Source organism: Shewanella sp. ISTPL2 (assembly GCF_013283205.1).
Classification (GTDB): Bacteria; Pseudomonadota; Gammaproteobacteria; order Enterobacterales; family Shewanellaceae; genus Shewanella; species Shewanella oncorhynchi.
This window is the reverse complement of record NZ_JAAPAV010000001.1, coordinates 3,664,645-3,684,958: the sequence shown is the minus strand read 5'-3', so window position 1 is coordinate 3,684,958 and position 20,314 is coordinate 3,664,645. Positions and strand designations below refer to the sequence as shown.

13 protein-coding genes, 3 tRNA genes, 1 rRNA gene and 2 other annotated features are annotated in these 20,314 nt (G+C 45.4%); of the genes, 9 read left to right on the top strand and 8 right to left on the bottom strand.

Annotation, left to right across the window (positions count from 1 at the left end; genetic code table 11):
- Entirely contained in the window at nucleotides 1-447 is a 447-nt protein-coding gene (locus HUB64_RS16145) for a DUF721 domain-containing protein (protein ID WP_106648311.1), read from the bottom strand.
- Between the two features lie 27 nt (nucleotides 448-474).
- On the opposite strand from HUB64_RS16145, the gene HUB64_RS16140 reads away from it, so the two are divergent.
- Together HUB64_RS16140 and secA are read left to right on the top strand one after the other, a co-directional pair.
- Nucleotides 475-1,374 (top strand): M23 family metallopeptidase, encoded by a 900-nt coding sequence (locus tag HUB64_RS16140; RefSeq protein WP_105251201.1) that lies wholly within the window; start codon nucleotides 475-477, stop codon nucleotides 1,372-1,374.
- A gap of 60 nt (nucleotides 1,375-1,434) precedes the next feature.
- Nucleotides 1,435-4,161: a preprotein translocase subunit SecA gene (gene secA, locus HUB64_RS16135; RefSeq protein ID WP_173497930.1), complete on the top strand. Its 2,727-nt coding sequence runs from the start codon at nucleotides 1,435-1,437 to the stop codon at nucleotides 4,159-4,161.
- Between the two features lie 1,012 nt (nucleotides 4,162-5,173).
- On the opposite strand, the gene HUB64_RS16130 is transcribed toward secA, so the two are convergent.
- A tRNA-Ser gene (locus HUB64_RS16130) sits at nucleotides 5,174-5,264 on the bottom strand.
- A 221-nt stretch (nucleotides 5,265-5,485) separates the two neighbouring features.
- Here HUB64_RS16130 and HUB64_RS16125 point away from each other — a divergent pair.
- Entirely contained in the window at nucleotides 5,486-7,219 is a 1,734-nt protein-coding gene (locus tag HUB64_RS16125; RefSeq protein WP_105253105.1) for an AAA family ATPase, read from the top strand.
- Between the two features lie 74 nt (nucleotides 7,220-7,293).
- Entirely contained in the window at nucleotides 7,294-7,809 is a 516-nt protein-coding gene (gene fabA, locus HUB64_RS16120; protein ID WP_028759638.1) for a bifunctional 3-hydroxydecanoyl-ACP dehydratase/trans-2-decenoyl-ACP isomerase, read from the top strand.
- A 122-nt stretch (nucleotides 7,810-7,931) separates the two neighbouring features.
- Here fabA and rmf read toward each other — a convergent pair whose 3' ends face one another.
- From rmf to rlmKL, 5 genes are all read right to left on the bottom strand, one after another.
- The gene (rmf, locus tag HUB64_RS16115) at nucleotides 7,932-8,108 is read right to left on the bottom strand and encodes a ribosome modulation factor (protein ID WP_006082074.1); all 177 of its coding nucleotides are present in this window, start codon (nucleotides 8,106-8,108) and stop codon (nucleotides 7,932-7,934) included.
- Between the two features lie 187 nt (nucleotides 8,109-8,295).
- Nucleotides 8,296-10,128, bottom strand: coding sequence for a DUF3466 family protein (locus HUB64_RS16110; protein ID WP_173497385.1), 1,833 nt, complete (start codon nucleotides 10,126-10,128; stop codon nucleotides 8,296-8,298).
- Between the two features lie 28 nt (nucleotides 10,129-10,156).
- On the bottom strand, nucleotides 10,157-12,082 hold the full coding sequence (locus HUB64_RS16105; RefSeq protein WP_173497384.1) for an ABC transporter ATP-binding protein: 1,926 nt from the start codon (nucleotides 12,080-12,082) through the stop codon (nucleotides 10,157-10,159).
- Between the two features lies 1 nt (nucleotide 12,083).
- On the bottom strand, nucleotides 12,084-12,338 hold the full coding sequence (locus HUB64_RS16100) for a glutaredoxin family protein (protein ID WP_168827464.1): 255 nt from the start codon (nucleotides 12,336-12,338) through the stop codon (nucleotides 12,084-12,086).
- The gene (rlmKL, locus tag HUB64_RS16095; protein ID WP_173497383.1) at nucleotides 12,331-14,460 is read right to left on the bottom strand and encodes a bifunctional 23S rRNA (guanine(2069)-N(7))-methyltransferase RlmK/23S rRNA (guanine(2445)-N(2))-methyltransferase RlmL; all 2,130 of its coding nucleotides are present in this window, start codon (nucleotides 14,458-14,460) and stop codon (nucleotides 12,331-12,333) included. Before rlmKL ends, HUB64_RS16100 begins: the two co-directional genes overlap by 8 nt.
- 257 nt (nucleotides 14,461-14,717) lie before the next feature.
- Here rlmKL and HUB64_RS16090 point away from each other — a divergent pair.
- From HUB64_RS16090 to birA, 5 genes are all read left to right on the top strand, one after another.
- A tRNA-Met gene (locus tag HUB64_RS16090) sits at nucleotides 14,718-14,794 on the top strand.
- A gap of 41 nt (nucleotides 14,795-14,835) precedes the next feature.
- A tRNA-Met gene (locus tag HUB64_RS16085) sits at nucleotides 14,836-14,912 on the top strand.
- 112 nt (nucleotides 14,913-15,024) lie between these two features.
- Nucleotides 15,025-15,757 (top strand) — a sequence feature (23S ribosomal RNA rRNA prediction is too short).
- A 3-nt stretch (nucleotides 15,758-15,760) separates the two neighbouring features.
- Nucleotides 15,761-16,633 (top strand) — a sequence feature (23S ribosomal RNA rRNA prediction is too short).
- A gap of 201 nt (nucleotides 16,634-16,834) precedes the next feature.
- Nucleotides 16,835-16,950: ribosomal RNA gene (gene rrf / locus HUB64_RS16080) — 5S ribosomal RNA — on the top strand.
- Nucleotides 16,951-17,138: 188 nt separating this feature from the next.
- Nucleotides 17,139-18,164, top strand: a complete 1,026-nt coding sequence (gene murB, locus HUB64_RS16075) for a UDP-N-acetylmuramate dehydrogenase (RefSeq protein ID WP_173497382.1) — start codon at nucleotides 17,139-17,141, stop codon at nucleotides 18,162-18,164.
- Nucleotides 18,157-19,116 carry a bifunctional biotin--[acetyl-CoA-carboxylase] ligase/biotin operon repressor BirA gene (gene birA / locus HUB64_RS16070; protein ID WP_173497381.1) on the top strand — a complete coding sequence of 320 codons (960 nt, stop codon included), beginning with the start codon at nucleotides 18,157-18,159 and terminating at the stop codon, nucleotides 19,114-19,116. The genes murB and birA overlap by 8 nt, the downstream gene beginning before the upstream one ends.
- Before the next feature lie 27 nt (nucleotides 19,117-19,143).
- Here birA and coaA read toward each other — a convergent pair whose 3' ends face one another.
- On the bottom strand, nucleotides 19,144-20,094 hold the full coding sequence (gene coaA, locus HUB64_RS16065; protein ID WP_105251027.1) for a type I pantothenate kinase: 951 nt from the start codon (nucleotides 20,092-20,094) through the stop codon (nucleotides 19,144-19,146).
- Nucleotides 20,095-20,314 lie beyond the last annotated feature (220 nt).

Here is a 20,314-nt window from a genome sequence, read left to right as displayed (position 1 = left end):
TTATTTATTACGGCTGGCCAATGAGGCCAGCCGTTTTAGTTTTTCGCCCAGTGAACCGCCAATATTTTCCGCTAATGCTGCAATGTGCTCTGCTGCTGCTGGGCTTAATTCTTTATGTCCCTGTTTAGGCTTTGCGTCATACATTGCTAATCTCGGGTTGACTTTAACTTCAATTGCGGTAAGGATTGGGAGCGTTTCTGCTTGAAGCTGGGTTAATAGCTTCGGCTTTTGGAAATTAATTCGCGCAGCCCAAGCTGCCGAAGTGGTTTCAACCACAAGAACACCCTGGCGGAAATTAGCGACTTTTAGTTGCTCCGCAACAGGACCTGCAATAATCTGCTTCACATGCTGATCCAGATACATAAGTAGTTCCGCTTTCTCAGCAAGGTCGGGTAATTTTCCCGATTGATGCAGTAATTGGCTGAGATCTTGAGGGGGCTTTTTCATATGATAATAAGATGGCTGAATTAGGCTATGAGTGTAACAGTATTTATTCAAGGTCGGAATGGCGTCACACGCTGGCAGCCCAGTAAACGCTGGTTGCTACTTCCAATACTATTGTTGGCCACTGGGTCCGGTATTTATCAACACAACTCCGCTCGATTTCAAGATCAGCAAGCCAGTGTCGATAACGATCGTCTCGTGCGCGAACAACAAAAGAAACAAGTCTTAGAGCTTAAAAGTGCTACTGAGTCTCAACTGGCTATGCTTGTAACTCATGTTGCACGTATGCAAGCCAAGATCACCCGTCTCGAAGCTTTAGGTCAACAGGTCGCCCAGCAGAATAAGTTGGATGAAGATTTTGATTTTTCATCCGAGGTTGGTGTGGGTGGTTTGAGCGAACTAGGCACTAACATCGAGCTCGGACAGCTTATCGACGATATGGATAAGTTGGCATCACGAATTGACAATAATAATGTTCAGCTTTCACTACTTGAAACAGTGTCATCTAACCACCATATAGATGATGAACGTTATATATCAGGTATCCCGCTCGATAAAGGTTGGTTATCGTCACCCTACGGATTACGTAATGACCCTTTCAACGGTCGCAGGTCTGTGCATAAGGGGATTGATTTTACCGGTCGAGAAGGAGCTAAAGTTGTTGCGACTGCTGCAGGCGTAGTGACTTTTGCTGGAAATATGTTCGGTTATGGCGAATTGGTTGAAATCGACCATGGTAACGGTTTGCATACGCGTTATGGCCATAATAAAGCTTTGTCAGTGACTGTAGGTGATGTGGTCGCAAAAGGCGATGCTATCGCCAGTATGGGAAGCACTGGGCGCTCAACTGGGGCTCATGTGCATTATGAAGTGTTGCGCGGCGGACAGCAGATAGATCCACAAAAGTTTGTCTACCGCAAAGCAAGTTAATTGAAACATTGGCTTCTAGTTTCCATCATGGACTTGGCCTACAGAGAATAAGTGATTCAGATGTTTGGTAAATTACTGACAAAAGTATTTGGTAGTCGCAACGACCGCACCCTTAAAGGGCTTCAAAAGATCGTTATTAGCATTAACGCATTAGAAGCTGATTATGAAAAATTAACCGATGAAGCATTAAAGGCGAAAACCGCAGAGTTCCGTGAGCGTTTAGTTGCTGGAGCTTCATTAGATAGCATCATGGCTGAAGCCTTTGCTACAGTGCGTGAAGCGTCTAAGCGTGTATTTGATATGCGTCATTTCGACGTACAGTTACTCGGCGGTATGGTACTCGACAGCAACCGTATTGCTGAAATGCGTACAGGTGAAGGTAAAACCTTAACGGCAACCTTACCCGCCTACTTAAACGCATTGACAGGCAAAGGCGTCCACGTGATTACAGTGAACGATTACTTGGCACGTCGTGATGCCGAGAATAACCGCCCACTGTTTGAGTTCCTTGGTTTAACCGTAGGAATCAACGTCGCTGGTATTGGCCAACATGAGAAGAAATCTGCCTATAACGCCGATATCACTTACGGGACCAACAACGAGTTTGGTTTCGATTATCTGCGCGATAACATGGCGTTTTCACCGCAAGAACGGGTTCAACGTCCGTTGCACTACGCCCTAATCGATGAAGTGGATTCAATCTTAATCGACGAAGCGCGTACGCCGCTGATCATTTCTGGCGCTGCCGAAGATAGCTCTGAGCTATACATCAAGATCAACACCCTGATCCCTAATCTTATCCGTCAAGATAAAGAAGATACGGAAGAGTTTGTGGGTGAGGGCGACTACAGCATCGATGAAAAAGCCAAACAAGTGCATTTTACCGAACGTGGTCAAGAAAAAGTAGAAAACCTGTTGATCGAGCGCGGCATGTTAGCCGAAGGCGACTCACTCTATTCTGCAGCTAATATTTCCCTGTTACACCACGTCAACGCGGCGCTTCGTGCGCACACGCTGTTTGAACGTGATGTGGATTACATAGTACAAGACAACGAAGTCATCATAGTCGATGAACACACGGGTCGTACTATGCCAGGTCGTCGTTGGTCAGAAGGCTTACATCAAGCTGTCGAAGCCAAAGAAGGCGTACACATTCAAAATGAAAACCAAACATTAGCTTCGATCACTTTCCAGAACTACTTCCGTCAATACGAGAAGCTGGCAGGTATGACAGGTACAGCTGACACTGAAGCGTTTGAATTCCAACACATCTATGGATTAGACACAGTCGTTGTGCCTACTAACCGTCCAATGGTGCGTAAGGATATGGCGGATTTAGTTTATTTGACCGCCGATGAAAAATATCAAGCGATCATTAAAGACATTAAAGATTGCCGTGAACGTGGTCAGCCAGTATTGGTGGGTACAGTATCAATCGAACAGTCTGAACTGTTAGCGCGCTTAATGGTGCAGGAAAAGATCCCGCACGAAGTTTTAAATGCTAAATTCCACGAACGAGAAGCTGAAATCGTCGCGCAAGCTGGCCGTACTGGTTCTGTGACTATTGCGACGAACATGGCAGGTCGTGGTACCGATATCGTGCTTGGCGGCAACTGGAACATGGAAATCGATGAACTCGATAATCCAACAGCAGAGCAAAAAGCTAAGATCAAAGCCGATTGGCAAATTCGTCATGATGAAGTCGTTGCTGCGGGTGGTTTACATATCCTAGGCACAGAACGTCACGAATCACGCCGTATCGATAACCAGTTACGTGGTCGTGCGGGTCGTCAAGGTGACGCGGGTTCATCACGCTTCTACCTATCGATGGAAGATAGCTTAATGCGTATCTTTGCCTCGGATCGTGTCTCTGGCATGATGAAAAAGCTGGGTATGGAAGAAGGCGAAGCGATCGAGCATCCATGGGTGTCTCGCGCAATTGAAAACGCTCAACGTAAAGTTGAAGCCCGTAACTTCGATATCCGTAAGCAATTACTCGAATTTGATGACGTCGCTAACGATCAACGCCAAGTGGTTTACGCCCAGCGCAATGAGTTGATGGATGCGGAAAGTATTGAAGATACTATCCAAAACATCCAAGACGATGTAATTGGCGCGGTAATCGATCAATATATTCCGCCGCAATCAGTAGAAGAGTTGTGGGATATCCCGGGTTTAGAGCAACGTCTACACCAAGAATTTATGCTCAAATTACCTATCCAAGAATGGTTAGATAAAGAAGACGATCTGCATGAAGAGAGTCTACGTGAGCGTATTATCACTGCTTGGGGCGATGCGTATAAGGCAAAAGAAGAAATGGTTGGCGCACAAGTGCTACGCCAGTTCGAGAAAGCCGTTATGCTGCAAACGCTCGATGGTCTGTGGAAAGAACACTTAGCGGCGATGGACCATCTGCGTCAAGGTATCCACTTACGTGGTTACGCGCAGAAGAATCCAAAGCAAGAATATAAGCGTGAGTCGTTTGAGTTATTCCAACAACTGCTGAACACCTTGAAACACGACGTCATCAGTGTGCTGTCGAAAGTACAAGTGCAAGCTCAGTCAGATGTGGAAGAAATGGAAGCGCGTCGTCGTGAAGAAGATGCCAAGATCCAGCGCGACTATCAACACGCAGCGGCAGAGTCGCTTGTTGGCGGTGGTGATGAGCATGAAGCTGTTACTGCGCAAGCACCGATGATCCGTGATGGTGACAAAGTGGGTCGCAACGACCCTTGTCCTTGTGGCTCTGGCCGTAAGTACAAACAATGCCACGGCAAGTTAAGTTAATCTGCTGATAGATTAAGCCTACTGAATAAGTAGAATAAAACGTACACTAAAGGCAACTTATCTAAGTTGCCTTTTTATTTCTTCCATTAATTAAGAATTAAGCCTCACGTTTACTCCCATGTCATCCGGATTACATTCTTACTCTTCTTTATATTGCTAATCGTCGTTATTCCCCATTGAACATCATTTCATTCTTATCGATAGCCTCTAAAGTTAACCAGCCGCTGTAGCAAATTTAACCGTTAAAACCCATTTTGTGGATAAGTCTGAGGATAAAGTGGGGGTATTGTGTGACTAACTGAAAGTATTAAAAAAAGATCCATTTTTCTCAAAAAAGCCCTTGCGGACTTTCTCAATCCCCCTATAATGCGCATCCACTGACAGGGCAGACAGCGAAACGCAAGTTAAGCAAAGAAAGCCATGCAGTTCATCGGTTAGCGAGCTAAACGATGAGTGTTGAGAAAGTTGAAAAAACTACTTGACGCACTAACGGGAATGCGTAGAATACGCAGCCCTGACCCGCTGAAAACTCAGTGTGTGGTCAACGCTCTTTAACAATTTATCAAGCAAATCTGTGTGGACACTCACAGGTGTTGAGTTAATCGAAACTGCTTAGCCTTCGGGTTGGCAGTCAAAAATTTAAATCAATGTAACAATGAGTGTTCATAGCAATATGTACAGTTTGTTTCAGCCCTTCTTTTATAAGGAGTGCGAGAAACAAAAAATCAGAATTCATTGAGCCGCTGAAGTCGCAAGACGGAAGCAACAAAACTTTAATTGAAGAGTTTGATCATGGCTCAGATTGAACGCTGGCGGCAGGCCTAACACATGCAAGTCGAGCGGCAGCACAAGGGAGTTTACTCCTGAGGTGGCGAGCGGCGGACGGGTGAGTAATGCCTAGGGATCTGCCCAGTNTATGGCGCAGGAGCTGCGCTTCAAATCAGGAACCCAAGGGTTCAAACTGTATAAATGCAAAAAGCCGCTAATTGCTTAGCGGCTTTTTGACTAAATATGGCGGAGGAGCAGGGATTTGAACCCTGGGTGGGCTATAAACCCACGCCGGTTTTCAAGACCGGTGCATTAAACCACTCTGCCACCCCTCCGAACGCCGAAAATAATATAAGTATACCGCTAACTTGTAAACCTCAATTTTTAAATATCGAGTCAAATGCTCAACTTATGTTCACCCCGATGTTTTTTACAACAAATACATGCCCAGTTTCAAGGAATAATCGAGTAAACAGAGGTAAAAACACCTATACAGTGAGAGACTTGTCGTCTTGGTATGGTAAAATCACTGCAACTTTTCACGGTAAATGCTTATATGAATTCACTCTTGATACCCACGTCTTCACTCGCACCTGAATTTAGCCTGCCAACCCTTCCCGAAACGGCTGACAATCTAAGCGCATTACTCTTAGGACAAGAGCGTGCTGTGGATGCGTTTAAACTCCACCAAGCTATTGTCGATCAGCACTTGTATCTGGCTGATTTCCCGAGCATTGACCGCCAATTAATGATCCAAGCCTGTATTGATAGCCTAGCGCCGTTATCTCCAGCTTATTTAGTGGCAACACGCCCGACTGACAAAGCGGCAACATTTCAGTGGCAATCAGAGAAACCACTAGAAAATCAGATCAGTATTGCCGAAAAAACGACTCGCTATCGCTACCTCAGTGGTAATATTCGCCGTGTAGACCTCATTGGCCGTATGGCACAAACAGGAACAACAAGTCAATATCAAGCTGGTGCTCTGGCCGAATGTCATTATGTATTTATTTGCGCCGAGTCACTGTGGAAACGTGAAGGTTTATGGGAATTAGTGATGCAAATCCTCACCCATAAAGCGTATCAGATTAGCAATAACTTAAGTCCTATCCCGCTCAATTGTAAAATTGTCCTTATCGGTGCAGGAATGATTTATAGCCAAGTCAGAACTGAAGATTGGCAATTTCAACGTCACTTTACCCTACTAGCAGAACTCGCTAGCGAAATCGACTTGGTCCGTTATACAGAGTCACAATACGTCGCATGGTTGCAAGCGGTTGCACAAAGTGTCGAGGTCACTCTAGAACAATCAAGCCTAGCGCCACTTTTTCGTTATAGTGCACGGTTAACCGAACATCAGCGCCGCCTCAGTTTGTCTATGCTCGAGTTTGCCCAACTGATGGTGCAAGCTAAAGCCTATTGTGGTAAACCGAGTATCAATGCGAGCAGTATTGAGCTCGCGTTAGCCCAAGCCAACTATCGTCATAACAGCTCGGAAGAGTATTCAGGTCAAAGCTTCGATGACAACTTCATAAATCTGCCAACTTCGGGTGCTATGGTAGGTCAGATCAATGGCTTAACTGTCATTGATGCCATCGATTACAGTTATGGTGAGCCTGCGCGGATCACGGCATCTGTTCACTATGGTGATGGTGAAGTCGCCGATATCGAAAGAAAATCTGAACTTGGTGGCAATATACATGCCAAAGGAATGATGATCCTTTCTGCCTGCTTGTACCGTATCTTTGGGCGAGATGCACCATTACACCTAAATGCCAATATCGTTTTCGAGCAATCCTATCAAGAAATTGATGGTGATAGTGCATCACTCGCCGAATACTGCTGTTTGATGTCAGCGATTGCCGAACAACCCATTATTCAGTCACTGGCAATAACTGGTGCATTGGATCAATTTGGTAATGTGCAAGCGATTGGTGGCATCAACGAGAAAATTGAAGGCTTTTTTAATCTGTGTGAACGTCGTGGTCTCACGGGAGAACAAGGCGTTATTATGCCCAAGTCGAACGTGTTACAGCTTAACCTCAATCCCAAAGTGATTACAGCTGTAGGCAAAGGCTTATTTCACCTCTATGCAATCGAGCATATGGACCAAGCTGTTGAGCTATTAATGCAAATGCCTGCGGGTGTAGCCGATGAAGATAATGATTTTCCACATGATTCATTATACGGCCTTGTGCAGGAACGATTAGACAAGCTCGCAGGAAATGGCGAGGAGGAAATCGGCATAATCACGAGATTACTCGCAAAATTGGGATTTTTTCGCCGCTAATTAGCTGATCGGAGTTGTTTAGCTTACACGTGTTCGCTAATCTTGGCGGCTCTTATTGCTGGAGTAGTAAAACAATGAACAAAGCAAACAGTTTCAATAAAGAAGAACTCATCGCCTGTGGCCATGGGAAATTATTTGGTCCAAACTCACCTCGTCTGCCTGTCGATAACATGCTGATGATAGATAGAATCGTTACTATCAATGATAATGGCGGTGAGTTTGGCAAAGGTGAAATTGTCGCTGAACTCGATATTAATCCAGACTTATGGTTTTTTGACTGCCACTTTATTACCGACCCGGTAATGCCTGGCTGTTTAGGGCTAGATGCCATGTGGCAACTCGTTGGCTTCTATTTAGGCTGGGAAGGCGCAGAAGGCAAAGGACGTGCTCTGGGTGTAGGTGAAGTGAAGTTTACGGGTCAAGTATTACCAGGCGCTAAGAAAGTCACTTATAAACTCAATATCAAGCGTACTATTCACCGTAAACTGGTGATGGGTATTGCCGATGCAATCCTTGAAGTTGATGGTCGTCAAATCTACAGTGCAACCGATCTTAAAGTCGGTGTCTTTAGCGATACGTCTACATTCTGATCAGTCTTACTCCAAGACACTGAAGATATCAGTACTGCAGATATAAAAATGCCCTCATCTGAGGGCAATATGCTGCATTACTTTGCTTGTTCTGGGCTATTTAATTAATGAGTAAAACTCAATTATTTATTAAATAGCCCATTAACTCGGCCATCCACACCTTCACGCCAACCGCCTAACCACTGCGATCGCGAATCAAGATTTGCATATGGACAGAGCTCCTTAGAGCGTCCACCAACCCCAGCTTGGAATCCTTTTGAAAAAGCTCTGTCTAAACGATCTCGTTTTTGTCTTTTCATGCAAGCGTCCTCTGTTCTACATAAAATAGAAGCAAAAGCTTCACCCATAGAAATAGTGCTTTTTGACGCCAAGATCAATCAAAAAATCGGCTATTATACTGACTATTTATTAAACTATTGAGATCCTAGCGAAAAAAAATCGAGGCATTTCGCCTCGATTTTTTTAGTCTGAATTGAAGCTTAAAACTTAACGAATTCGACGACGGAACCACACCAATGGCAAGGCAAATAACCAAGCTAACGTTGCCGCACCAGAACGCTCAAAATTACCGGTATCGGTGCTATCTTCAACAGTACAAGCTTCACCACTGGTAGCCGGTTTAAGTACAACCATACGTGGAACATAAGCCGTTACAGGCTCGCCACTACCACTCAGCTCAAATAGCGGTAAGCCATTTTCACCAATAACTATGTTGCCATCTTTATCAAATTGATAAGAAGGTTTACGAATAAAAGCCGTACCTACGATAGTGCCATCTTCATTGATACTCGTGCCTTCAACCACTAAAATATCAGCGTTATATTGAAGAATTTTACCCGAGCCATCCTGAACTTCGACCTGATGACGTGCCCAGCTACCGTCGTTTGATTTTTCATAACCCTTAGACTCGCAGGTCAGCAATTTATTGATATTGCTAAACTCACCCGTCGACTTCTCATACAGGAAACCCGCTTTGGGGCGTGGCTTCTCTTTATCGTAAGTCGTTTCAACGTAACCAACTACTTGACCTTTATTGTTAATATCCTTGGGTTTACTCGAAAGATCCGTTGCCGTTGAGGCAAAATCATTAGGGGTTACATAGCCAACATCGGGAGTATTAGTATCAAAATAGAAAAACTTGTCGCGCAAATAACCTTGAATATAGCTGCGATAACTACCGACAAGAATACCACTATCATTGATGTCATAGGCAATGGAACTTGAAATCGATTCGCCCATTGGGATCCAGTGGTATTTATAATTACCTTCGGCATCCTTAGCCCAATAAGCCGCATCTTGGTGCAACTTATCTGTATTGTTGTTACGATAAACGTGCGAACGACCAACAACCACGCCGTTATCATTCACGCCGAGAGCCTGAGCAGTAAAGGTTAAGGTGTTATCAGCTTTAGGCGTTAACCCTAAAGGCAACTCAATTCCCGTAGCGATATTATTGTCGATTTGCCATACATAGGCACGCGTCTGGTACTGAATGTTACGCGTACCCGTAGAGTTCGGATATTGCTCACGTTGTACACAAACATCCAACGGCAAAGTATTATCCGAGCCTAAACAATAATTAACACGATCACTACCATATTTACTGATAGCAGTACTGGCATAACCAGCCACTAAGTTATTATTATTAATGGCTGTAGCAGCAGACCATCCACCTAACTCTGCGGTTTTAGTCTTATCAGCATTAACAAATTGCGTGTAGGGAGGAACTAATGGAATTTCAGTGCTACCCACTTTTACAACACCGCGGAACTCATAATCGCGGTAATACCAATAATCATCGGTAACATCAGTAGTTGCAGTGTTCTCTGTTTTCTTTTCAGGCGCAGTCATGCTGCCCACTTTAATACCGGCATCATTAATACCGTAATAAAAGGTATCAACAGAGTTAATCACAGCAGTATCATTTGGCGGTGTAGTACCATTAATGCTATCGAATGTCGGTAACCAAGCCCCAGCTGCACCATTTTCTGCAGCAATAAAAGCAAAGTTATTTGCAACAATGGCAGCGGTAATAGAATAAGTAATGGTTTCTTCTGGTGCGATACCGTCGGCAACATCAATCACGCCGCCTTCGACATCTGAACTGCTGAGTTTTTTCTTACCCTTTGAAATACCGACTAATTCACCACTAGCATTCACACCTAAAGCATAACCGTTACGAGTGCCTTCAAGCGTGCCCTGCAGGTCATAATTATCGATGTTAACGATTTCATAGACAGGTGCAGCATGGGCACTGTTTAATACACCAAGGACACCTAAGGCAACCAAGGAAAGGGCTTTATCCAACTTTGACTTCATTAATTCTATTCCCATTTTTATTATTGGTTTACTTCAGTGACTCAAGCTCTTCCCAACGCTCGAAGCAAACTTCCAATTGCTTTTCTTTATCAGCCAACTGACTCAATACCTGATTGACTTTATCCTGCGCCTGACTATAAAAGTCTGAATGTCCAATAGTGGTCTGCAATGCGAGAATTTCTGCCTCCAATTGCTCCATCACATTAGGTAGCGACTCTAACTCACGCTGTAGCTTATACGACAGTTTTTTTACCGCTTTCACAGGTTCTGCAGTTTTAACTTCAACGGGTTTAGTTTCAACCGCAGGAGCTTCGACCGCCTTTTGCGAACTAGGTTCCTCAGAATAAAACTTTGCCCCTTGGTTCACGGCATCTTGATAACCACCTACATACTCGCTCCAATGGCCATTACCCGCATACCACCAGCTACTGGTCACAGTATTGTCGATAAATGCCCTATCATGGCTCACTAGCAACAACGTACCTTGGTATTCAGTGAGCAACGACTCTAGCAATTCTAAGGTCTCAATATCAAGATCGTTAGTTGGCTCATCGAGAATGATTAAGTTTGCAGGGCGAATTAATAACTTAGCCAATAACAAACGGTTCTTTTCACCACCCGACAGCGCTTTCACTGGCGTTCTGGCGCGCATAGGCGAGAACAAGAAGTCCTGCAAATAACTTAATATGTGGCGGTCTTGACCATTGATCGTGATGGTCTTCTTACCTTCACCAACGTTATCTTCAACGGTTTGCTCAGGATCTAACGCTTCGCGATATTGGTCGAAATAGGCGATTTCTAACTTAGTACCAACTTTAATTTCACCCGATTGCGGTTGCAGTTTCTCGATTAACAGCTTGATCAAGGTTGATTTACCACAACCGTTTGGCCCAATCAGCGCAATACGGTCACCACGGATAACCGTCGTATTAAAGTTTTTAACCAGATTTTTATCGGGCAGATTGAAGTTAAGATCGGTCACATCAAAGACTAACTTACCAGAACGTTCAGTATCCGATACTGCCATTTTAGCATTGCCTTGACGATTCAGACGTTCACTTCGCTCTTCACGTAAAGCCTTAAGTGCGCGAACTCGACCTTCGTTACGGGTACGTCTGGCTTTAACACCTTGACGGATCCATACTTCTTCATCGGCGAGACGCTTGTCAAACAAGGCATTTTTCTCGGCTTCGACGCGCAACCATTCTTGCTTACCATCAAGATACATTTGATAGTTGCCCGGCCATGAGGTCACCACACCACGGTCTAAATCGACAATCCGCGTCGCCATACGGGCAATAAAGCCCCTATCGTGGCTGATAAAGACGATAGCGCCTTGATAATCGAGTAAAAACTTTTCAAGCCACTCGATAGTGTCTATGTCTAAATGGTTGGTCGGTTCATCAAGTAACAACAGATCTGGCTCGCTCACCAGTGCTCTGGCTAACGCCACTTTACGCTGCCAACCACCCGATAACTCGCTCAAGGATTTGTCAGGATCGAGACCTAACAACTCGCAGTTTTGTTGGATGCGAGAATCTAGCTGCCATCCATTATAGTGGTCTAAGGTTTCTTGCAGACCTTGCATTTCATTCAGCATACGATCCATTTGCTCAGGATCGGCATGGGCCACATCGTGGGACAGTTGATGATAACGCTCAAGCGCCTCGCCCACTTCCTTTAATCCCGCAGCAATATAAGCGTATACCGTGCCTTGCTCAGCCTTTGGCGGATCTTGTTGTAGACGGCTAACGGTCACATTACCAGCGATGTTGAATTCGCCTTCATCCAGCAGTACATCACCAGATAACACTTTTAATAAACTCGACTTGCCAGCACCATTACGGCCAACAATACACACGCGCTCACCGCGTTGAATAGTAAAATCCGCTTTTTGTAACAACGGAGTGTAACCATAGGCTAAAGAGCCACTATTGATACGAACCAGACTCAAACTAAGCTCCTGTAAACTCTTGTAATTGCGTTGCGTTAAATGGCCAATGTAATTCTCTACCATCCCAAGCTTTAAGCACAGGGATCGATACGCCATAACGCTGCGCGAGGTATTCATCGTCACAAATATCTATGGCCCGATAGCCAATGTCAGCCGCGTCCAGTAAGGCCGCGGCCAGTTCACACAGATGACATCCCTCTGTGTGATATAGCAGATAATGCCTGTTATCTAATTCTGCTTGAGTCAACTCAGGCATGGGTGATAAGCCAGGTATTATGGATATGTGGATTACGTTTGTAGTCCATAGGCAAAGTCACGTCATCAATGTTCTTCACATTAATGTTCATCTTTGTCAGTGCCTCTATGTCCATCTTAAACTTACGTTTATTATTAGAGAACACTAGCTCGCCTGTTGGGCTGAGCAGTTTCACTAAGGATGCCAGTAAGTTCACATGGTCTCTCTGCACATCGAATGAATCTTCCATACGCTTAGAATTTGAGAAGGTCGGCGGATCGATAAAAATCAGATCGTACTGTTCACGGCAATCACGGATCCACTGCATGCAGTCAGATTGAACAAACTCATACTGCTTACCTTGCAGTCCATTGAGTGCAAAGTTGTCCTTCGCCCAAGCAATATAGGTATTTGACATATCCACCGTCGTCACCGATTTAGCCCCACCAAGCGCCGCATGCACAGAAGCAGAACCTGTGTAAGAGAACAGGTTAAGTACCCGGCGTCCCTTAGATTTTTGACCGACTAAACGGCGTGTCAATCTGTGATCGAGGAATAAACCTGTATCCAAATAACCGGTTAAGTTCAGTTTGAACTTAGCGCCATATTCGGTAGTGATAAGCTCTAACTTACGCTCATCCAGCTTTTGATACTGACTCGTGCCCTTTTGACGCTCACGGGTCTTCATGATCATCTTGTTCGGATTGATACCAATGGCCGACGGCAGTGCTAACAATACATCGCTTAAACGACGCTTGGTTACGGCTTCAGGTATAGTTGCTGGCGCCATATATTCTTGAATAATCACGTAATCTAAGTATTTATCTACTGCGACGTTATATTCAGGAATGTCGGCATCATAAATACGATAGCTGTCGATGCCTTCTTTCTTGGCCCACTTCTCTAATAACTTGGCATTTTTCTTAATGCGGTTAGCAAATGCAGGGGCGATATCGGCAATGTCGACGCCGTCTGGCAGCACTGGCGTATCACGACGTGTACTGGTCGCATGCAAGGTATAAATGTTAAAAGCACATTCTAGGGCACCGTTGAACATCTTCATCTGTTTGTCGGCTTTAAGCTTAAGTGATGATACCAGCTCGATATCACTACACAGCATGGCCACTTTCCAGCCGCCAAACTCTTTCTTAAACTTGTCGCCTAGCTGATAGTAAAGCTGCAATAACTCAGACACATTGCCTAAACGTTCACCATAAGGTGGGTTAGTGATCAAATAGCCACTTTCTGAAGGCGGCGTTATCGTCAACGCATCTGCAACTTGAAACTCAATTAACTCGAGTACACCGGCATTTTCGGCGTTACGTTTGGCTAACGCGACTAAGCGCGAATCGATATCTGAGCCGTAGAATTTAATCTCACAACGTTTCACGCCTAATGAGGCACGCGCTTTCGCTTCTTCAACGATTTCTTGCCACACAGCTTTATCATGACGACGCCAATGTTCAAACCCAAAACGGCTACGCTGTAAGCCTGGGGCAATATCGGCCGCCATTAAAGCCGCTTCAATCAGCACAGTTCCACTACCACAGAAAGGATCGAGCAAGGTCGAAGGCGCTGCTTGCCAGCCACTGCGCACTAACATGTTGGCGGCTAAGTTTTCCTTCAGAGGCGCTTCGCCAGTAGTAGAACGATAGCCACGTTGATGCAATGATGGACCAGAGAAGTTCATCGCAATCGTGATTACGCCATTACGAAAATGGGCATCAACTTTAAAGTCAGCATCGACGCGTGACACATTTGGGCGCTCAACGTCATCGTCCCGGAATCTATCCACAACCGCGTCTTTAATCTTAAGTGCGCCGAACTGGGTATTATTGATAAAACCACCCGTACCATGAAAATCGATACTAAAAGTGCTTTTATTGGAAAAATGCGCCGGCCAATCGACACAATAGGCGGCATTATAAAGTTGCTCTGCCGACTCGCAGCTGCCTTTATAGATAACCAACACGATACGGCTGGCTAAGCGTGTCCATAAAGTAATCCGATACGCTAAAGCTAAGGGGGCAGTGAAATACACACCAGCAACACTCTCTTTTACTTCAGTCGCACCAAATTCTGTCAGCTCTTGGGCTAAGCTATATTCAAAGCCCTTAGGGGCGGCGGCAAAAAAATTAAGCATGGGATAATCAGTACGCAGTCAAAATCAAAGCGACATTATACCTGCTCGAATACATAAAAGATAAACAGTTATTAGTCGAAACCCCATTTAGTCTCATCCTCGACTTAAGATAATCAACGAAAAATCCCTAACTTATGTTTAAATTGTATGAAAGCCCCCCACTCCGCTTTATATTTAAGCGTTCACCACCTTTTTCGATCTTCGTCCTTGCAATGCCAAGGCGCTGCCGTTATAGTCTGCCCCGCTTTGAAGACGGACGCGGGATGGAGCAGCATGGTAGCTCGTCGGGCTCATAACCCGAAGGTCGTAGGTTCAAATCCTGCTCCCGCAACCATTTAAAAGCAAAATAGTAAAGTAATACAGATAGATATCGGACGCGGGATGGAGCAGCATGGTAGCTCGTCGGGCTCATAACCCGAAGGTCGTCGGTTCAAATCCGGCTCCCGCAACCACTTTCTATATGTGTTTATAACGAGAAACAGCTTATCGGGCTAACTCCTTATAAACAACAGGCGAAGGTAGTCAGTTAAAATACGACTCCAGCAACCAATTCTTAGATGACAGAATTAAAATAGTTATTAACAGCAACAATCGGACGCGGGATGGAGCAGCATGGTAGCTCGTCGGGCTCATAACCCGAAGGTCGTCGGTTCAAATCCGGCTCCCGCAACCACTTTATATANACTGCGATGGAGAGACGGAGAAGGCTAGGCTAGCGCGGCGTTGGTAGTCCGCGTTTAAGGTGGTAGGTGGTGTTCTTAGGCAAATCCGGGGACACGTACTTTAATGTACACACTGAGAGCTGATGACGAGGTCCTACGGGACTGAAGTAGTTGATGCCATGCTTCCAGGAAAATCTTCTAAGCTTCAGGTTAGCGGGAATCGTACCCCAAACCGACACAGGTGGTCGGGTAGAGAATACCAAGGCGCTTGAGAGAACTCGGCTGAAGGAACTAGGCAAAATGGTACCGTAACTTCGGGAGAAGGTACGCTCCTGTTGGTGATGAGACTTGCTCTCTAAGCTGACGGGAGTCGCAGATACCAGGTGGCTGCAACTGTTTATCAAAAACACAGCACTGTGCAAACTCGCAAGAGGAAGTATACGGTGTGACGCCTGCCCGGTGCCGGAAGGTTAATTGATTGGGTTATCGCAAGAGAAGCTCATGATCGAAGCCCCGGTAAACGGCGGCCGTAACTATAACGGTCCTAAGGTAGCGAAATTCCTTGTCGGGTAAGTTCCGACCTGCACGAATGGCGTAATGATGGCCACGCTGTCTCCAGCCGAGACTCAGTGAAGTTGAAATTGCGGTGAAGATGCCGTATACCCGCGGCTAGACGGAAAGACCCCGTGAACCTTTACTATAGCTTGGCACTGAACATTGAACCTACATGTGTAGGATAGGTGGGAGACTTTGAAGTTGTGACGCTAGTCATGATGGAGTCGTCCTTGAAATACCACCCTTGTAGTTTTGATGTTCTAACCTAGGTCCCTTATCGGGATTAGGGACAGTGCCTGGTGGGTAGTTTGACTGGGGCGGTCTCCTCCCAAAGAGTAACGGAGGAGCACGAAGGTTGGCTAAGTACGGTCGGACATCGTACGGTTAGTGCAATGGCATAAGCCAGCTTAACTGCGAGACATACACGTCGAGCAGGTACGAAAGTAGGTCATAGTGATCCGGTGGTTCTGAATGGAAGGGCCATCGCTCAACGGATAAAAGGTACTCCGGGGATAACAGGCTGATACCGCCCAAGAGTTCATATCGACGGCGGTGTTTGGCACCTCGATGTCGGCTCATCACATCCTGGGGCTGAAGTCGGTCCCAAGGGTATGGCTGTTCGCCATTTAAAGTGGTACGCGAGCTGGGTTCAGAACGTCGTGAGACAGTTCGGTCCCTATCTGCCGTGGGCGTTGGATGATTGAAGGGAGCTGCTCCTAGTACGAGAGGACCGGAGTGGACGAACCGCTGGTGTTCGGGTTGTCATGCCAATGGCATTGCCCGGTAGCTACGTTCGGAATCGATAACCGCTGAAAGCATCTAAGCGGGAAGCGAGCCCTAAGATGAGTCATCCCTAGGAATTTAATTCCTCTAAAGAGCCGTTCGAGACTAGGACGTTGATAGGCATGGTGTGTAAGCGTTGTGAGGCGTTGAGCTAACATGTACTAATGACTCGAGAGGCTTAACCATACAACCCAGATGGGTTTTACTGAAAATGTTCCAGACATTTTCTAGCACTTCCTCCTTCCATGGAGGTCGTACGAAAAGCCTTAGACAGAATACAGATACTTGATAAAGTTAAAGACTCAACAGAAAATCAGCTTTCCGAATTATTATTAACGTGAGCCAGAGATGGACACGGTAATAAACAGAATTTGCTTGGTGACAATAGCCTTGTGGAACCACCTGATCCCATCCCGAACTCAGAAGTGAAACGCAAACGCGCCGATGGTAGTGTGGGGTCTCCCCATGTGAGAGTAGGTCATCGCCAAGCGCCTAATTATCTCATTGAGATGTAACGAAGCCAGCTAAACAAGCTGGCTTTTTTGCATTCGCAATTTGTTAATTGGAGTGATTTTCCTGCTTTTCTCTCAGTTCTTCATCCAGCCATCTTCTCTAGCATGAGCTGCAATCCTCGCTTTTAGCAGTTACAATACGTTTTTGTCGTCATTGAACAAACACATGTCTCTATCTCATAGCCTTCAATCATTTAATTCCTTTGGTTTAGCCCAGTCTTGCGCGGAACTTGTTGAGGCGCACTCAAAAGAAGCTGTTAAGGCGATCTGTCTGCCACTATGGCAACAGCAATTGCCTATGTTGGTGCTTGGTGGTGGTAGCAATCTGGTCTTTACGGAGGACTTTAACGGCACAGTTGTCAGGATTTTATCGAAAGGGATAAAAGTATCTGAAGACACAGAAGCGTTTTATCTCGATGTTGAGGCGGGTGAGAATTGGCACGAGTTAATTCAGTTTACGCTCGAGCATGGCATGTTTGGGCTGGAGAATATGGCATTAATTCCTGGGACGGTTGGTGCAGCACCTATTCAGAATATTGGCGCTTATGGTGTTGAACTATGTGATGTGTGTGATTGGGTTGAGTATCTTGATTTACCCTCAGGTGAGTTTGTGCGCATCAGCACAGCTGAGTGTCAATTTGCTTACCGTGAGTCTATTTTCAAAGACAAATTGCGCAATCTCGCTGTAGTCACAGCTGTTGGGCTGCGCTTAGCTAAACGTTGGCAACCGCGTTTAGTCTATGGTCCATTGCAATCGTTTGATCCTGCAACCGTTACAGCGCATGAGATTTTTGAGCGCGTATGCCAAGTACGAAGTGAAAAGCTTCCTGATCCCGCAGTGCTCGGCAATGCAGGCAGTTTCTTTAAAAACCCCATTGTAAGCGCAGCCTGTTATCTCGATTTAGCACAGCGTTTTCCGACGATAGTGGGCTACGCACAAGCGGATGCAACAGTGAAATTGGCTGCAGGCTGGTTGATTGAACAAGCGGGACTGAAAGGTTTTGTGCTCGGCAATGTGGCAGTGCATGACAAGCAAGCCTTAGTGTTAGTGAATCGAGGCGGAGCAACGGGGCATGATATTTGCCGCCTAGCGCTGTATGTTATTGCGCAAGTACAGGATAAATTTGGTGTTGTGCTAGAAGCCGAGCCTAGAATCATCGGGGCTAACGGTGAAGGAGATTTGCATGTCTGATCATTGGGGAAGAAAACGCCAGATATTAGCTTTATTATCTAGCGGGCAATTTGTTTCAGGCGAGCAGTTAGCCACTGAACTTGGGATTTCGCGTGCCGCAGTGAATAAGCACATCGATGCGCTAGAAACCTATGGTGTGGCAATTTATAGCGTCAAAGGTCGCGGCTATAAGTTAGCGAATCCTATTTCTTTGATTGATGCTTCACGTTTAGTGCAATCAATTGATAATCGTTGCTTTTACTTTGATGAGATAGCAAGCACCAACGGTTTTTTGCTGGACCATATTACTGAATTGAAGAATGGTGATGTGTGTGTGGCAGAGTATCAATCCGCAGGTCGTGGTCGTCGAGGCCGAACTTGGGTGTCGCCCTATGGGCATCACTTATATTTCTCGCTGTTTTGGACTTTCCCGCAGGGAATGGCGCAGGCAATGGGATTAAGTTTAGCGGTGGCCTGTACATTGGTTGAAGTGCTTAAATCTTTTGGCGTCGAGAATATTGGTGTTAAGTGGCCCAATGACATCTATTTGGATAACAAGAAGCTTGCCGGGATCTTGATTGAGATGTCGGGTCAGGCTGATAGCCTGTGCCAGCTTATCATAGGTGTTGGTGTCAATATGACTATGTCAGAGGAACAAGGTAAAGGTATCGATCAGCCTTGGAGTGATTTGTCAGAGTTGGTCGACATGCCTGACAAGACGGCGCTTGTTATTGCATTACAGAAGCAGCTTAAGCGTGATATTCAGCTATTTGAGCGTGAAGGATTAGCTGCATTCAAGACTCGTTGGCAAGCTGCGGACTTATTTTATGGCCGTGAAATACGTTTGCTTATGGGGGAAAAGTCTGTCGAAGGAATTTGTCGTGGCGTTGATGAGCAAGGTGCAGTATTGCTCGAAACCGCCGACGGTGTTCAAGCATTTATCGGCGGTGAAATTAGCTTAAGGGCACGCTAAGTACCCAAGAGTCAATTTTACATAAGGCTATTTGCGCATTAGCACGTGGGACATTAAATGATCCTGACCTTTCTGCAGGATCAAATGGGCTCTTTCACGGGTCGGTTGAATGTTAAGTTGTAGGTTTGGACCATTGATTGTGTCCCAAATATTGGCGGCAATCGTATTGGCCTCATCATCGGTTAGCGTCGAATAGTGATGAAAATAAGATTTTTTGTCACTGAATGCACCAGAGCGGAACTGCAAAAATCGTTCTTTATACCATTGTTTTAGCAAAGGTTCTTCTGCATCGACATAAATAGAAAAGTCGACAAAATCGGAGACAAAAGGACGACGGGTATCAACGGGGGAGTCGAGTCCTGTTTGTAGTACATTTAAGCCTTCTAAAATTAAGATGTCTGGTTGAGAAACCGTTTGGTGCTGATTCTTAACGCGGTCATAGGTGACGTGTGAATAGATAGGGGCTTTGACATGTGGCTGACCGGATTTCACGGCGGAGATAAACTCAACCAGCATTTTCATATCGTAACTTTCTGGAAATCCCTTACGCTGTAATAGTCCTTTACGTTTTAAGTCCGCCAGAGGATACAAAAAACCATCTGTTGTCACCAAATCAACTTTTGGGTGTTCAGGCCAGTGCCGTAGTAAAGCTTGCAAAATACGTGCTGTGGTGCTCTTTCCGACGGCGACACTACCAGCAATACTAATGATGTAAGGACTTTTTGATGGTTTTTGACCGAGGAATTCATCAACCACTAAGCCTCGTTGTTGCTTAGCTTTAACGATCAAATTCAGTAGCCGGCTAAGGGGAAGATAAATATCGGTCACTTCCGATAAGGAAATCTTTTCATTTATGCCTCTAAGGTTCTCCAAGTCTTGCTCACTCAGTGTCAACGGCACTGAATCTCGTAACTCAGACCATTGCAGGCGCTCGAAGGCGAGATAGAGTGCTTTTTGAATTGAATTTTTAGAAGTCATTGGCTTTCCTCAGCTTAGGAAAGGCACAGTACACTATGAGATTATTTGGAACAATACTAAATGGGTGATTGCAGTCGTGTTTCCGTTACCGTTTGATGTATTCGCTGTTTAATTGGCCGTCAAAGTTGCATAACGTGTAAAAAAACACCGTTCAAGCGCTTTTTTTACGTTAATAGGCGTTTTTTACTTGCACTTGGGAGCGCATTTACCTAATATCCCG

Excerpts from the sequence above, each read along its gene's own strand:
- HUB64_RS16145 (WP_106648311.1), bottom strand. The coding sequence starts at position 447 with ATGAAAAAGCCCCCTCAAGATCTCAGCCAATTACTGCATCAATCGGGA.
- HUB64_RS16140 (WP_105251201.1), top strand. The coding sequence starts at position 475 with ATGAGTGTAACAGTATTTATTCAAGGTCGGAATGGCGTCACACGCTGG.
- secA (WP_173497930.1), top strand. The coding sequence starts at position 1,435 with ATGTTTGGTAAATTACTGACAAAAGTATTTGGTAGTCGCAACGACCGC.
- HUB64_RS16125 (WP_105253105.1), top strand. The coding sequence starts at position 5,486 with ATGAATTCACTCTTGATACCCACGTCTTCACTCGCACCTGAATTTAGC.
- fabA (WP_028759638.1), top strand. The coding sequence starts at position 7,294 with ATGAACAAAGCAAACAGTTTCAATAAAGAAGAACTCATCGCCTGTGGC.
- rmf (WP_006082074.1), bottom strand. The coding sequence starts at position 8,108 with ATGAAAAGACAAAAACGAGATCGTTTAGACAGAGCTTTTTCAAAAGGA.
- HUB64_RS16110 (WP_173497385.1), bottom strand. The coding sequence starts at position 10,128 with ATGAAGTCAAAGTTGGATAAAGCCCTTTCCTTGGTTGCCTTAGGTGTC.
- HUB64_RS16100 (WP_168827464.1), bottom strand. The coding sequence starts at position 12,338 with ATGCCTGAGTTGACTCAAGCAGAATTAGATAACAGGCATTATCTGCTA.
- rlmKL (WP_173497383.1), bottom strand. The coding sequence starts at position 14,460 with ATGCTTAATTTTTTTGCCGCCGCCCCTAAGGGCTTTGAATATAGCTTA.
- murB (WP_173497382.1), top strand. The coding sequence starts at position 17,139 with ATGTCTCTATCTCATAGCCTTCAATCATTTAATTCCTTTGGTTTAGCC.
- birA (WP_173497381.1), top strand. The coding sequence starts at position 18,157 with ATGTCTGATCATTGGGGAAGAAAACGCCAGATATTAGCTTTATTATCT.
- coaA (WP_105251027.1), bottom strand. The coding sequence starts at position 20,094 with ATGACTTCTAAAAATTCAATTCAAAAAGCACTCTATCTCGCCTTCGAG.